Here is a 15,938-nt window from a genome sequence, read left to right on the forward strand (position 1 = left end):
TGGTTATATCTTTGCAAACCAAATAAAATATATGAGTGCCGAAAAAGTAATAGAAGAAAAAAAGCAAGGACAAGCGCTTTTAACAGAACAAAAAGAAGGAAATCATAAAAAACTTTTTATTGAAAGTTATGGTTGTCAAATGAATTTGAATGACAGTGAAATTGTTGCTGCAATTCTTTCCGACCAAGGATATAATACCACACATTTATTAGAAGAAGCTGATTTAGTTTTAGTAAATACTTGTTCTATTAGAGAAAAAGCAGAACAAACGGTTAGAAAACGTTTAGAAAAATACAATGCCGTAAAAAAAATAAATCCAACAATGAAAGTTGGAGTTTTAGGTTGTATGGCAGAACGTTTAAAAGCTAAATTTTTAGAAGAAGAAAAAATAGTTGATTTAGTAGTTGGTCCGGATGCTTACCGAGATTTGCCAAACTTATTAGAAGAAGTAAATGCTGGTCGTGATGCAGTAAACGTAATTTTATCAAAAGAAGAAACCTATGGCGATGTATCTCCAGTTCGATTAAATAGTAATGGAGTATCTGCGTTTGTTTCCATAACCAGAGGTTGTGACAATATGTGCACTTTTTGTGTAGTTCCATTTACTAGAGGAAGAGAAAGAAGTCGTGACCCAAAAAGTATTGTTGAAGAAATTAAACAATTGGTTGATAATAATTATAAAGAAATAACATTATTAGGACAAAATGTAGATAGTTACCTTTGGTATGGTGGAGGCTTAAAAAAAGATTTTAAAAATGCTTCAGAAATAGCCCAAGCTACAGCAATGGATTTTTCTCAGTTATTAGATTTGGTAGCTACGGAATTTCCAAAAACACGTTTCCGTTTTTCAACATCAAACCCACAAGATATGAGTTTAGATGTAATTAAAACGATGGCAAATCACCAAAATATTTGTAAATATATTCATTTACCTGTGCAAAGTGGAAGTACCAATGTTTTAAAAAGAATGAATCGCCAGCATACTAGAGAAGAATATATAGAGTTAATAGATAATATTAAAACTTTATTGCCAGATTGTGCTATATCGCAAGATATGATTACTGGTTTTTGTGGCGAAACAGAAGAAGAACACCAAGAAACACTTAGTTTAATGGAATATGTAAAATACGATTTTGGTTTTATGTTTGCCTATTCTGAAAGACCAGGAACTCCTGCAGAAAAGAAAATGGAAGATGATGTTCCAGAAGAAGTTAAGAAAAGACGATTAAATGATATTATTCAATTACAACAGCAACACAGCTTATACAATACACAAAAATTTGTAGGAAAAACGGTTGAAGTTTTAATTGAAGGTTCTTCAAAAAAATCGGACGCACATTGGAAAGGAAGAAACTCGCAAAATGCTGTTGTAGTATTTCCAAAAGGAGATGAACAAATTGGTGATTTTGTAAATATATATGTAGAAGATTGTACTTCTGCAACGCTATTAGGAAAAAGAGTTTAAAATTATGGATTCATTACAAGCAATAAAACAACGTTTTGGCATTATTGGAAACGATATGCATTTAAACCGAGCTTTAGAAAAAGCAGTAAGAGTTGCTCCTACTGATATTTCGGTGTTGGTAACCGGTGAAAGTGGTGTTGGGAAAGAAAATATTCCAAAAATTATTCATGCATTATCACATCGTAAACATGCTAAATATATTGCTGTAAACTGTGGGGCTATTCCAGAAGGAACAATTGATAGCGAATTATTTGGACATGAAAAAGGATCTTTTACAGGTGCAACAGCAACACGTAAAGGTTATTTTGAAGTAGCCGATGGCGGCACTATTTTTTTAGATGAAGTTGGAGAATTACCGTTAACTACACAAGTTAGATTGCTGCGTGTTTTAGAAAATGGTGAATTTATAAAAGTAGGTTCTTCTGAAATTCAAAAAACCAATGTTAGAATTGTTGCTGCAACCAACCTAAACATGCACCAAGCCATTAACAAAGGAAAATTTAGAGAAGATTTATATTACCGTTTAAGTACCATTGAAATTCATTTACCACCATTAAGAGAGCGTTTAAGTGATATTCATTTGTTATTTAGAAAATTTGCATCAGATTTTGCTCAAAAATACAATATGCCTGGGGTTAGATTAACCGATGAAGCTGTAAAAGTTTTAGAAAATTATGGTTTTCCTGGAAACATTCGTCAATTAAAAAATATTGCAGAACAAATTTCTGTTGTAGAAGAAAACAGATTTATTTCTCCGGCTAGCTTACAACAATATTTACCTTCAAAAGGAACTAATTTACCGTCTATTATAGAAAGCAAAAAAAATAATAGCGATTTTAGTTCGGAACGTGAAATTATGTACAAAGTGCTTTTTGATATGCGTAATGACATAAATGATCTTAAAAAACTTACGCTAGAGTTAATGCAAAGCGGTGATGCGCAAAAAGTACAAGAAGAAAATAAAAATTTAATTAAAAAAATATATAACGATGTTCCTTCAGATGAACAAGAAGAAAATCGTGTGGAAGTAGTTCGTTTAAATGAAAAATATACAGAAGCGGCAGATTATGAATTTGCCGAAACTATAGATGCTGATGAAAGTTTGTCTATTCAAGAAAAAGAAATAGAGTTGATTAAAAAATCGTTAGAAAGAAACAACGGAAAAAGAAAATTAGCCGCTAAAGAATTGGGTATTTCTGAAAGAACTTTATATCGAAAAATAAAACAGTACGATTTATAGTTTAAATACCTAAATTTGAAAATATTTTAAAAAGTGACCTTACAAATGAAAAAAATCTATTTAGTAGTTGTATTATTTTTAACAATTGCAGTTGAAAGTTGCGGTATCTATTCTTTTACAGGAACTAATATTCAGCCCGATGTAAAAACCATTCAAATAGATTATTTTCCGAACAATGCCGTTTTGGTAGAACCAAGCTTAAGTCAAACTTTTACTATGGAGTTACAAGATTTGTTTTTAAGGCAAACTAATTTAGATTTAGTAAAATCAGGCGGCGATTTACAGTTTGAAGGAGAAATTACGGGTTATAAAATAAACCCTATGACAGCAACAGCAGAGCAAACTGCTGCACAGCAAAGACTTACTATAACAGTAAATGTTCGCTTTTTTAATAATAAATTTGAAGAGGATAATTTTGAGCAAACATTTTCACATTATTATGATTATGATGCAAATGCCATATTATCTGGAAGTTTAATGGATGATGCTTTTAAAGAAATTATAGAGCGCATTACACAAGATATTTTTAATGCTTCCGTAGCAAAATGGTAAACAATGAATAGTATTGAATTTAATAATTTATTAACTAACCCTGAAAAAGCGAATACTACATCGCCAGAAGTATTAGAGAGTATTATTCATGAATTTCCTTATTTTCAAGCTGTAAAAGCGCTTCAGCTTAAAAATTTTAAAAATAACAATAGTTTTAAATATAATGAAGCTTTAAAAAAAACAGCAGCATATACCATAGATAGAAAAGTACTTTTTGAATATATTACTTCATTAAATTTTGATAAAAAAACAGTAAATGAAATTGAAATATTAGAAGAAATTGAAGTGATAGAACCTGAAACCGTAAAAGTGCTTCATAGTAAAATTACAAGTTTATTTAAGTCAAAAAAACAAAAAGAAGAACCAATTTTACCTGAAGAAAAAGTGGATACAAATCCACCTGCTATTTCAGAGACAAATAATAGAGAAGAAATAGAAATAGTTTTAACTAATTCTGAAGAAACTAAAGAAGCAAATGAAGTGTTAGAATTAGGAAAACCTTTGCAATTTAGTAGTGCAGAACCACATTCTTTTAACGAATGGATGCAATTAATTTCGCAAAAACCTATTGAAAGAGAAGAAAAAGCTTCTAAAACTGACAAAATTTCTTCAAAAATTGAAGATAAATTTAGCCTAATTGATAAATTTATTGAAACCAATCCAAAAATTAAACCAGTAGATAAACAAGCTGTAAATGTTGATATTTCTGCAGAAAGTAATTATCAAAGCGAAAGTTTAATGACAGAAACTTTAGCCAAAGTTTACTTAGAACAAAAAAAATATGATAATGCATTGCAAGCTTACCGCATTTTAAGTTTGAAATATCCAGAAAAAAGTAGTTTCTTTGCAAACCGAATTAAAGCAATAAAAATTTTACAAAAAAATAAGTCATGACATATACATTATTTTTAGTTCTAATTATGATAGTAGCATTTTTGCTAATATTAATTATTATGGTTCAAAATCCTAAAGGTGGAGGGTTGTCTTCTTCATTTGGTGGAGGTGGATCACAATCATTAGGTGGCGTTCAAAACACTACAAACTTTTTAGATAAAAGTACTTGGACACTTTCAATAGTATTATTAGCCCTAATTTTATTATCTAATTTTGCTGCTCCAAAGCCAAATGCTGTTGATACAAGTTCAGAAATAGAAAACACACTTCAAAATAGAGAAGTACAAAGTGCACCAATTGAAACTACAACTCCTGCTACAACGCAAGATACCGTTCAATAGCTGTATAAAAAATATAAGTTAAAAAATGCCAACGTAAATGACACGTTGGCATTTTTTTATTAAAAAAAGTTACTTTAAAAGTACATTTGGCAGATTTACTAACTTGGCATACTTTTAGACTATTTAATTCACAGAATTAATAATTTTTTAAACTAATTAAAAATGAATAAAATTAATATTAAACCATTATCAGATAGAGTTTTAGTAGAACCTCTTCCAGCTGAAAAAACAACAGCATCAGGATTAATTATTCCAGATTCAGCAAAAGAAAAACAGCAAAAAGGAACTGTAATTGCAGTTGGTAACGGATTGAAAGACGAACCAATGACAGTGAAAGTTGGTGATACAGTTTTATATGGTAAATATGCAGGAACCGAACTAGTTGTGGATGGTACCGACTATTTAATCATGAGAGAAAGCGATATTTTAGCAATTGTTTAATTATTAAAAATAAGATAAAATGGCAAAAGATATAATTTTTGATATTGAAGCTCGTGATGGGCTTAAAAGAGGTGTAGATGCTTTGGCAAATGCAGTTAAAGTAACATTAGGACCAAAAGGAAGGAATGTTGTTATTGGTAAATCATTTGGTGGCCCAATAATTACAAAAGATGGTGTTACTGTCGCTAAAGAAATTGAGTTAGAAAATCCTTTAGAAAATATGGGAGCTCAAATGGTTAAAGAAGTTGCATCTAAAACTAATGATTTAGCCGGTGATGGAACAACAACTGCAACTGTATTAGCACAAGCTATTGTAAAAGAAGGATTAAAAAACGTTGCTGCTGGTGCAAATCCATTAGATTTAAAAAGAGGAATTGACAAAGCCGTTGAAGCAATTGTTGCAAATTTAAGAGCACAATCTCAAGAAGTTGGAAACAAATCAGAGAAAATAAAACAAGTAGCATCGATCTCAGCAAATAATGATGAAACTATTGGAGATTTAATTGCACAAGCTTTCGAAAAAGTTGGAAAAGAAGGTGTAATTACTGTAGAAGAAGCAAAAGGAACCGCTACATATGTTGATATTGTTGAAGGTATGCAGTTTGATAGAGGATATTTATCTCCTTACTTTGTAACAAATGCCGATAAAATGTTAACGGATTTAGAAAATCCTTATATTTTGCTGTTCGAAAAGAAAATTACCAATTTAAAAGATTTATTACCAATATTAGAGCCTGTTGCTCAAAGCGGAAAACCATTGTTAATTATTGCTGAAGATGTTGAAGGTGAAGCTTTAGCTACATTAGTAATGAACAAATTACGTGGTGCTTTAAAAATTGCTGCTGTAAAAGCTCCAGGATTTGGAGACAGAAGAAAAGCAATGTTAGAAGATATTGCAATTTTAACTGGTGGTACTGTTATTGCTGAAGAAAGAGGTTTAACTCTTGAAAACACGACAATTGATATGTTGGGTACTGCTGAAAGAATAACTATTGATAAAGATAACACCACAGTTGTAAACGGGTCAGGTAACCCTGAAGATATTAAAGCTAGAGTAAATCAAATTAAGGCTCAAATTGAAACTACAACATCAGACTACGACAAAGAAAAACTACAAGAGCGTTTAGCTAAATTAGCTGGTGGTGTTGCTGTTTTATATGTTGGTGCTGCAAGTGAAGTTGAAATGAAAGAGAAAAAAGACAGAGTTGATGATGCTTTACACGCAACACGTGCTGCTGTTGAAGAAGGAATTGTTGCTGGTGGTGGAGTTGCTTTAGTTAGAACAATTGATGTTTTAAAAACAATTACTACTGATAATTTAGACGAATTAACAGGTGTTAAAATTTTAGCAAGAGCCATTGAAGAACCATTACGTCAAATTGTTGAAAACGCTGGTGGAGAAGGTTCTGTTGTTGTGGCAAAAGTGATGGAAGGAAAAGGTGATTTTGGATACAATGCTAAAACAGATGAGTATACAAAAATGCTAAAAGCTGGTATTATTGATCCAACTAAAGTTACAAGAATTGCTTTAGAAAATGCGGCTTCTGTAGCTGGAATGATTTTAACAACTGCATGTACGCTTGTTGACATTAAAGAAGACACTCCTGCAATGCCTCCAATGGGTGGTGGAATGCCAGGAATGATGTAATAAAAAAATATGTATACATAAAAAAGGCTCTCAAAATTTTGAGAGCCTTTTTTATATTTTATGATTTACTATTTTATTTAACCTTTTGGATTTAAAATAGCATCAATTCTTTCTGAAATATCTTGTAAATGATATTTTTTAACTGTATTTGTTGTTGCTAAAGATGCTCTGTAAGCGTTTTTTTTAATTCTGTTTAATTCTCCTCTAACAATAGGAATAATATCAGATTCTTTAACCGTTACTGCAGTAGTTTTTACATAACTTGATTTACGACTACTTACTTTAACATCTTTAGAATTTAACAATTCCGCAAGTCTTTCAACATGGGCGCGTTGTAAATTTCTTCTATAAGTATCAATGTCTTTACTAGAATTTAATTCAGACCAAATACCATTTCTTAAATCGGTCATCATACTTATTAACGTATATGCTTTGTTTCCGTTTAAAGTTTCGTTTTCAATCATTCGCATCATAGTGCCTAAATCTAGAATATTATTAAGTGTTTTAACTTGAATACTTCTAATTCTTTCTGTAATTCCAGAATATTCTGTTCTACCAATAATTTCTTTATCTATCAACCAATTTGGAGTTGAAAACAACTGATCATTAATAAAATTTAAACAGTTTTTTTGATGCGTTTTATCAACATGTGTATAAACTAAACCTTCTTGATCGTATGTTTTATAGTTTTCGTAAACACCTCCTAAGTTAGAAGAAACGTGCCCCATATATCTGTTAAATTGAGCAATTACATGACCGTACATAGTTTCTAAATCGTCATAATTTTTACCTTTTTCAGCTGTCCATTTAATTAAATTAGGAACAATTCTTTTTAGGTTGGCAATTCCATAAGCACTAGCTTTTATAGCATCATCACCTAAGTCTTCGGTTTGAGAACTTGGATCTACAACACTTCCTGCTTGTTGATGTCCAAATCTGTATAAAGGATCACCAGCGTGTTTTAAAATCCAACTATCTAAAATAGGTTTTTCATCTTCAGCAGTTTTGGCTTCTAAAATTGGGCGATATCCCCAACTCATGGCATATTTATCATACACTCCAATATTTGGCATTAATGCAACATCTTTATCTCCAGGCTGTGCAACATAATTAAATCGGGCATAATCCATTATTGATGGCGCTGTACTATGTTTTTTAGTAAAGGTTGCAGATCTTAGTGAATCTACTGGATATGCAGCACTACTTCCCATATTGTGCGGTAAACCTAAAGTATGACCTACTTCATGTGATGAGACAAATCGGATTAATCTTCCCATTACATCATCTTCAAATGCTACACCTTGCGCATCTGGATTAATAGCTGCAGTTTGTACAAAAAACCAACCTTGTAACAAACTCATAACATTATGATACCAGTTTATATCAGATTCTAAAATTTCACCAGAGCGTGGGTCACTAACATGAGGTCCATTTGCATTTGGAATTGGAGATGCTAAATATCTAACTACAGAATAACGAACATCTTCAGGAGTCCATTCCGGATCTTCTTCTTTTGTTGGAGGATCTTTTGCAATGATGGCATTTTTAAATCCTGCTGCTTCAAAAGCAACTTGCCAATCTTCAATACCAGCTTTAATATATGGTACCCATTTTTTTGGCGTAGCTCTATCAATATAATAGACAATTTGTTTTTTAGGCTCTACTAATTCGCCATTTTTAAATTTTTCAATGTCTTCATCTTTTACTTCTAAACGCCATCTGTCTAAAAATGTAATTTCTTTGCTTTTTTGCACATCTAAACCATAATCAGTTTGACTTGTAGTAAACCAACCAACTCTTTCGTCAAAAATTCTACGTTTCATTGGTACTTTTGGAAGTAAAATCATAGAGTTGCTCATTTCAACAGAAACCGTTCCTGTACTTGAATTAGAAGGTGGCTCACTTGCTACATAGGTTTTTACGTGACGAGATTCAATGTTTAATGGATAACTTTTTATACTTTCTATAAATGATGTTTTAGTTTCAAGACGTGATATTTTATAATCTTTTCTAACATTTTCCGGTAAACCAAGTGGTTTTACATCTGTAGAAAACAGTTCAGTTACATCAATAACTACAGATTTTTTATCATCAGTATATGCTTTAATTGGAAATGAGTATAAAACTGGTTCAAAATTGGAATTTACAACAGCTTCATGAATTGGTAATTCTTCATCGGCAACAATGTTGTGTGAAACAACTCTTAAAATTATATTTTTATCCTTTTTTTGCCAACGTAAAACTTGTGTATTTGTTTTTTGTCCACCAAAACTTGAATTATTTGATGTGTTTTTAGCAATACGAGTCACCATCAACATTTCTCTTTCAAGAAGTGAGTCTGGAATTTCATACAAATATTTATCATCTAAAAAGTGTACTTTAAATAAACCTTCATCAGTTTTTGCATCGCTAGTAATTACTTTAGAATATGGTTCAATTTCACCTTTTTTAGGTTTTGGAGGTGTAGGTGTTTCTTTAACCTCGTCTTTTTTCTTTTTTCTTTGAGCTTCGGCATTATTTGAAACTCCCACAATTAACAACATTGTTAAAAGTGATGTGAAAATTCTTTTTGTCATAAATAAGTTGTTTGTTTGAAAAATTAATAAGCGCTGAAATTATTAAATGAAACATCAAAAAATCTTAAATATTTGTTAAAGAAAAAGCCATTTTAATTTTAAAATGGCTTTTTTGTTAAGAAAGATAAAAATTAGTTTAATTAATTAGACTTTTTCAGTTGTTTTTGAATTTTTTTAATGGCGGATTCTATTGGTTTTTCTGGTTCAATAACATTAAATTCACCCCAAAATTCTGGGTCACTAAAGCCAGAAGCTTCATCACTTAAAATTGCGTTGGATTTAAATCTGTCTTTAAATTTAAGAGATAAATTTTCTTCATTTTTTTCCCAATCTGTAATTGCCATTTCCATAGTTAAATAATAAACGGAATTAAACAATCTTTTGTCATAATCTATTTTAAAGCCTAGTTCAATTCGGCTATAGCCATAAAACCATTCTCCATCTTTTTCTCTATAATCTACATGGTAATTTGCTTGAATTGGTATTACGTCAGCTCTACTTGGTTTTTTAACAATAAATAAACGTGCAGCTTTTTCGGTATCTTCTAAACTTAATTGAAATGTAGCACTTTTTAAAGCTAATGATTTTGCTTCAATATAAAGTTTACCAATATAAAGAGGTTCTTCTATATAAGATTTTGGTGCAAAACTTACTACATAAACGGGTTTATTGTCAATTTTAGTGGCTGTGTCAAAATGAAAATCATAACTATCAGTTCCTTCTTCACTAAAAAATAAATTAGGATTTTTTATGATATCCATATAAAGCGCACTAAAAGGGCCTCCTTGTAATTTTAAGGTTATAGTGTCTAATTTATCATAATCGGTACTTTTTCTGGCTTTATATAGTTTTAAAATATCGTTTTTTGAGTTGGTGTAAGATTGTTTATAAATTTCAACAACGGCTTCTGAAAGCGATACATAACTTCTTCTTTTTTTTATGGTTTCTCTATAAAAACCTGTCATTGTAGTTTGTTCTGTAAAATAATTTTGACCTCGTCTTTTTAGCATTTCTAGTACTAACGATTTGGCATCTTTTACTTCAATTTTTACTTCGGAAAGTTCTTCAATATAGGTTTCAAGTTTTATAATATTATTTTTTTCTTCTAAGTTTTTTAAATCAATAATAAGGCTTGTATAACCTAAATACGATACTGTAATTTTGTTGTTTAAATATATAGTAGGAACTTTTATAGTAAAATCACCTTGTGAGTTTGTTACGGTACTAATATTTGTTCCGTTAACTGTAATAGATGCGTAAACTAATTCTTTTTTTGTTTTACTATCAATTACAACACCTTCAAATTGTTTAAAGCCAATAGTATCTTTTACAATAGTTTTGGCAGAAACATTATTATTAAATACAAACGTAAAAATAATTAGTAATACAGCTGTAATGGTTGTTTTTTTTGAACCGAATATTGTAGAAAGACTTTTCATATTTTTCAAATTTAGATGCGATAACAATTTGACTAAACAATTTACTAATTTATAAAGTAATTACAAAGAAAAAGGGAGTACATTTTTGCACTCCCTTTTTTTATTTTAATTATAAAAATTATTTTTTAGAAATTGGAAAACCTCTATCTCTCATAAGTGCATCAATTTTTGCATCTCTACCTCTAAAGTTTCTATATGCTTCGGCAGGGTCAGTAGAATTTCTTGGAGCAAATAAATATTTTACCATTTTTGCTGCCAATTCTTTATCGTAAAAACCTCCTGGAGCTTCAGCAAAAGCTTCAGCAGCATCTGCAGTTAAAACGTCTGCCCACATATATCCGTAATACGCTGTAGCATATCCTTCGCCAGAAAATACGTGACCAAAATGCGGTGTTCTATGACGCATTACCAATTCTTTTGGCATATTTAATTCGGTTAAGGTTTCTTTTTCAAAAGCATCTACGTCAATGTTTGTTGGATCTGCCATATGAAATTTCATATCCATAATTGCTGAAGCTAAATACTCTGTTGTTGAAAATCCTTGATTAAAAGTGGCTGATTTTTTAATTTTTGCAATTAATGCTGCTGGCATTGGCTCGCCAGTTTTGTAATGTACTAAAAATTGATTAATTACTTTATCTGTTGATAACCAGCGTTCTAAAACTTGACTTTGGAACTCAGTATAATCTCTAACACCACTATTTAAAATTGGGTATTTTACATTTGATGAAAAGAAATGCAATGCATGACCAAATTCATGTAAAAAAGTTGTTGCGTCATCCCAAGAAACCAAAACTGGCTCGCCAGGTGCAGGTTTTACAAAGTTAGAATTGTTAGAGCCTAAAACGGTTTTTTTACCATCAAAAGTTGTGTGACTTCTGTAGGTTGTTGCCCAAGCACCAGATCTTTTTCCTTGACGCGCAAACGGATCTAAATACCATAAACCTATGTGTTCTCCAGTTGTTTTATCTGTAACTTCCCAAACTTTTACATCTTCTTGAAAAATAGCTACAGATCCTGCTGGGACTGGCGTAAATTTATAATTAAACAATTCATCAGCTACAAAAAATAAGGCTTGTGTTAATTTATCTAATTGTAAGTATTGTTTTACTTCGTCAGAATCTAAATCGTATTTTAATTTTCTAACTTTTTCAGCATAATATCTATAATCCCAAGGTTCAATAGTAATTTTATCACCATTTTTATCGGCAACTGCTTGCATATCGGCAACTTCTTCTTTAACTCTTGCAATGGCAGCTGGCCAAACAGCATTCATTAATGCCATAGCGTTTTCTGGAGTTTTAGCCATTCTGTTTTGTAAACGCCAATCGGCATAGTTATCATAACCTAATAAACCAACTCGCTCTTTTCTAAGTTTTAAAATTTTAGCAATGTTTTCATTGTTATCATATTGGTCGCCATTATCACCGCGAGAATAATAATTTTTCCAAACTTTTTCTCTCAAATCTCTTTCTGTTGAGTAAGTTAAAAAAGGATCCATAGAAGAACGTGTGTTAGTAATTGCATACATACCTTCTTTACCTTTCTCTTTTGCTGCATTTGCTGCTGCTTTTACTAAAGATTCTGGTAAACCGCCTAATTGTTCTTTAGTTAAATACACTACATAATTTTCTTCATCGGCTAATACATTGTTAGAAAAATTTGTGTAAAGTGTAGAAAGTTCTTTGTTTATTTCGGCATAACGTGCTTTTTTGGTATCATCTAATTCTGCCCCATTCATTGCAAAACCTTCATATATTAAATTTACAACTCTCTGTTTATCATCTTCTAAAGGTGTTTCTAACGAGTTATCATAAACTGTTTTAATTCTTTTAAATAATTCTAAATTTTGAGATATTTTAGAATTAAATTCAGATAAAATAGGAGCCATTTCACTTTCAATTTCTCTAAATTCTGGCGTTGACATATTGCTGCTCCAAATGCCGTAATATGTAAAAACTCTATCTAATGTTGCGCCAGATTTTTCTAACGGAACAATGGTATTTTCAAATGTTGGCGCTTCTATGTTGCTTGTTATTGCATCAATTTCGCTTAATTTTTCTGCCATACCTTTTTCAAGGGCTGGTTTAATATCCTTAATATTCATTTTATCAAATGCTGGAGTGCCTCCGTAATCTCCTGTCCATTCAGATAATAAAACATTGTTAGTTTCCATAGGTTGTTCATTTTCTTTTTTTTCTTTACAACTGGTAACTGCAATTGTAAAACTTAAAATAGTAATAAATTGAAGTTTTTTAGATTTATAAAATATATTCATAATTAGATTGATTTTAAAACAGTACTACCTAAAATAGCCTGGTTGATTGAATTTCTCAAAATTAAGTATTTATATATAGAACTTAGTTGTGGCAGGATTTTTTTAGTCGCTACTTTTGTTAATGAAATGTTAAAATAGAAGTGATTGTAAACAAATAATGTTAAAAGAAACTTTAAGGAGGTGTTTTTGTGGAAAATAATTAAATGCTGGTTAATAATACTATATTTGTTGATAGTATATTAATTCTAATTTTATGAATGAAAATTTAAAAAATGCTAAAAATCTTATTGATTTTATTTACGATAGTCCAAGTCCATATCATGTGATTGCAAATTCAAAAAAAATGCTTTTAAAAAAGGGTTTTATTGAGTTAAAATTAACAGAAAAATGGCAAATTAAAAAAGAAGGAAAATATTTTGTAAGTCAAAATGATTCTTCACTATTTGCTTTTGTATTAGGAAGTGGAGAAGTAGAAAATGCAGGGTTTAAAATAGTTGCTGCACATTCCGATTCTCCTACGTTTAAAATTAAACCATCTCCAGAAATTACAGTAGATGAAAAATATATAAAATTTAATACCGAAACTTACGGTGGCGCCATTTTAAATACGTGGTTAGACAGGCCTTTATCTATTGCAGGAAGGGTAAGTGTAAAAGGAAAAAATCCTTTAAATCCATCAACCTATTTAGTTAACATTCAGCAACCAATTCTTGTAATTCCAAATTTACCAATTCATTTTAATAGAACTGTAAATGATGGAATTGCTTTAAATAAACAAGTTGATATGCTACCTGTAGCAGCTATTGTTACTGATAAAATTAACAAAGAAAATTTACTAGTAACTAAAATTTCAAAAGAAATAAATGTTCCGATAGAAGATATTTTGGAGGTAGATTTAAATTTATATGATTTTACAAAAGGAAGCATTATTGGATTAAATAATGAGTTTATTTCTTCCGGTAAATTAGATGATTTAGCGATGGTTCATGCTGGTTTATTAGCTTTTGTTGATACGCCAATTACAAAATCTACAAATGTATTGGCAATTTTTGATAATGAAGAAGTTGGAAGTCGATCAAAACAAGGAGCAGGTTCACCAATTTTAAAAGATATTTTACACAGAATTGCCAGTGTACAAGGTAAAAATGATGAAGATGTGCAACGAGCAATTTATAACTCGTTTATGGTAAGTGCAGATATGGCGCACGGATTACATCCAAATCATCCAGATAAGCACGATCCAGTTTCTAAACCAGTGCTAAATGGTGGTCCGGCAATTAAAATTGAAGCAAATCAGAAATATACAACCGATAGTAATTCAAGCGCCGTTTTTGAAATGGTTTGTAAAGAAGCAAAGGTTCCGTATCAAAAATTTGTGAATAGATCAGATATGGTTGGAGGAAGTACATTAGGAAATGTTTCTGCGGGTCAATTAGCAATTAGATCTGTAGATGTTGGAAACCCAATGTGGGCAATGCACTCAATTAGAGAAACTAGTGGCGTTGATGATCATACCTATATGATTAAAGCATTAAATATATTTTATAAACTTAATTAGTTTATTAAAAAAGTTAGATAATAAAAAAACTTTCTGAAAATTATAATTTTCAGAAAGCTTTTTTTTAAAAGAGATGTTTTTTATAATTATTTTTTAAGCATTTTTTGCATCTAATTTTTTAATTACTTTTCCATAAATAATTAATGAAATAGCTGAAACCAACGCAATTGCAGCAAAATAATACCAAATGAAATGCGCATTTACTGATGCAGCCTCCCAAGCTTCACGTGTTTCAAATAATTTTGGTTCTGGACAATATTTAGATAATAAATAACCAGATAAACCAAAACCTAAAACTGAAGAAATAAAAGAGTGTAAATGGCTAAATCCTAAGTACATTCCTTCTTCACCTTTTGGTGCTTGTAAAGAGAAAAATTGTAAAAATCTTGGAGAAATAAAAGATTCTGCCAAACCTTGTAAAACAATACCAGCAATCATCATTAATGCAATTGGGTGCATACTTATAAAACCTAAATCAATTTCAGCGTGACCAAACCAATTACCTGAAGCCATAGCAATTGCCGAAAGTGGCATAATAAACATACCAACTGTCATAGAAAATAAAGGCGTTTTACTTGCCATCATTCTAGTAATAAATGCAACTGTTAAAACTACTGTTAATGGGTTAACGTTTGCGTACCAAGATGGTGATGCATTTTCTCCTGCCATTCTAAGTACATATTTTGGCATAGTTGCATACAATTGATGTTGTACCATCCAAAAGCCAGTAATAATTAAAATTAGTGTAATTAATCTTCCGTTGGTACAAACTTTAATTAAACCTGCCCATATTTCACCAAAAGTTTTTCCTTCACCTGTATGTTTTGCACTTTTATAAAATGCAACAATCATAATTAAACCTAACAAGGTCATTGCAGCAGAGAAATAATTGATATAAACGTAACCTAAATCTCCCATAGAATCTCTTAATGGTTTTACAATTGTTTTTCCAGAAAAAGCACCAATATTTACCATCATATAAAATATAGAAAAACCTTGTGCTCTGTTTGCTTCTGATGTTTCTTTTGCAACGGTTCCTGTAATTACAGATTTAATAAATGAACCACCAATCATAAGAACAAGCATAATTGGCACAATGGCCCATCTTTGAGCAGATTCAACAATCCCAGTAAAAGTAATATCACCAGAATAATCTACAAGACCCATAGATTCTAATATTGATGGTAGAACTCCAAGTCCAAAATAACCTAAAGTAAGTAACGAAAATGCAATTATTAAAGAATATTTAAATCCGATTTTATCTGCTAGTGCACCTGTAAATGTTGGTAATAAATAAAGTCCACCTGAAAATACACCAGAAATTAATCCGGCTTCCATATCACTAAAACCTAATATTCTTGATAAATAAAGTGTTATTACAATAAAAACACCATAATAAGCCGCTCTTTCAAGTAGTTCAACAATATTTGCTGTCCAAAAAGCTCTTGTAAATCCTTTAAATTTTTGAAGCATAAGTTATCTTTTAAATTTTATAGTTGCCGAAGA

12 protein-coding genes are annotated in these 15,938 nt (G+C 30.7%); 8 read left to right on the forward strand and 4 right to left on the reverse strand.

What is annotated here, in order from left to right:
- The first annotated feature begins 31 nt into the window (after positions 1-31).
- From miaB to groL, 7 genes are all read left to right on the forward strand, one after another.
- Positions 32-1,465, forward strand: coding sequence for a tRNA (N6-isopentenyl adenosine(37)-C2)-methylthiotransferase MiaB (gene miaB / locus BM335_RS09570; RefSeq protein WP_090226104.1), 1,434 nt, complete (start codon positions 32-34; stop codon positions 1,463-1,465).
- Between the two features lie 4 nt (positions 1,466-1,469).
- Positions 1,470-2,705 (forward strand): sigma-54 interaction domain-containing protein, encoded by a 1,236-nt coding sequence (locus BM335_RS09575; RefSeq protein WP_090226107.1) that lies wholly within the window; start codon positions 1,470-1,472, stop codon positions 2,703-2,705.
- Between the two features lie 45 nt (positions 2,706-2,750).
- On the forward strand, positions 2,751-3,257 hold the full coding sequence (locus tag BM335_RS09580) for an LptE family protein (RefSeq protein WP_090226111.1): 507 nt from the start codon (positions 2,751-2,753) through the stop codon (positions 3,255-3,257).
- Positions 3,258-3,260: 3 nt separating this feature from the next.
- The gene (locus tag BM335_RS09585) at positions 3,261-4,151 is read left to right on the forward strand and encodes a hypothetical protein (protein WP_090226115.1); all 891 of its coding nucleotides are present in this window, start codon (positions 3,261-3,263) and stop codon (positions 4,149-4,151) included.
- Positions 4,148-4,492 (forward strand): preprotein translocase subunit SecG, encoded by a 345-nt coding sequence (gene secG, locus BM335_RS09590; protein ID WP_090226119.1) that lies wholly within the window; start codon positions 4,148-4,150, stop codon positions 4,490-4,492. The genes BM335_RS09585 and secG overlap by 4 nt, the downstream gene beginning before the upstream one ends.
- A gap of 162 nt (positions 4,493-4,654) precedes the next feature.
- On the forward strand, positions 4,655-4,933 hold the full coding sequence (locus BM335_RS09595) for a co-chaperone GroES (RefSeq protein WP_090226123.1): 279 nt from the start codon (positions 4,655-4,657) through the stop codon (positions 4,931-4,933).
- Positions 4,934-4,952: 19 nt separating this feature from the next.
- Positions 4,953-6,581: a chaperonin GroEL gene (gene groL, locus BM335_RS09600; RefSeq protein WP_090226127.1), complete on the forward strand. Its 1,629-nt coding sequence runs from the start codon at positions 4,953-4,955 to the stop codon at positions 6,579-6,581.
- Positions 6,582-6,658: 77 nt separating this feature from the next.
- Here groL and BM335_RS09605 read toward each other — a convergent pair whose 3' ends face one another.
- The 3 genes from BM335_RS09605 to BM335_RS09615 form a co-directional block, all read right to left on the reverse strand.
- Positions 6,659-9,157 carry a zinc-dependent metalloprotease gene (locus BM335_RS09605; protein ID WP_090226131.1) on the reverse strand — a complete coding sequence of 833 codons (2,499 nt, stop codon included), beginning with the start codon at positions 9,155-9,157 and terminating at the stop codon, positions 6,659-6,661.
- Between the two features lie 140 nt (positions 9,158-9,297).
- The gene (locus BM335_RS09610; RefSeq protein ID WP_090226134.1) at positions 9,298-10,596 is read right to left on the reverse strand and encodes a carboxypeptidase-like regulatory domain-containing protein; all 1,299 of its coding nucleotides are present in this window, start codon (positions 10,594-10,596) and stop codon (positions 9,298-9,300) included.
- 118 nt (positions 10,597-10,714) lie between these two features.
- Positions 10,715-12,874, reverse strand: coding sequence for a M3 family metallopeptidase (locus tag BM335_RS09615; RefSeq protein WP_090226137.1), 2,160 nt, complete (start codon positions 12,872-12,874; stop codon positions 10,715-10,717).
- A 253-nt stretch (positions 12,875-13,127) separates the two neighbouring features.
- Here BM335_RS09615 and BM335_RS09620 point away from each other — a divergent pair, with 253 nt between their 5' ends.
- A complete protein-coding gene (locus tag BM335_RS09620) occupies positions 13,128-14,432 on the forward strand; it encodes a M18 family aminopeptidase (protein ID WP_090226141.1) in 1,305 nt (434 codons plus the stop codon).
- 93 nt (positions 14,433-14,525) lie between these two features.
- Here BM335_RS09620 and BM335_RS09625 read toward each other — a convergent pair whose 3' ends face one another.
- Complete coding sequence (locus tag BM335_RS09625; protein WP_090226145.1) at positions 14,526-15,905, reverse strand: MFS transporter; 1,380 nt, start codon at positions 15,903-15,905, stop codon at positions 14,526-14,528.
- Between the last annotated feature and the right edge of the window lie 33 nt (positions 15,906-15,938).

The organism is Lutibacter maritimus (assembly GCF_900116115.1).
In the GTDB taxonomy this organism is placed as follows: domain Bacteria; phylum Bacteroidota; class Bacteroidia; order Flavobacteriales; family Flavobacteriaceae; genus Lutibacter; species Lutibacter maritimus.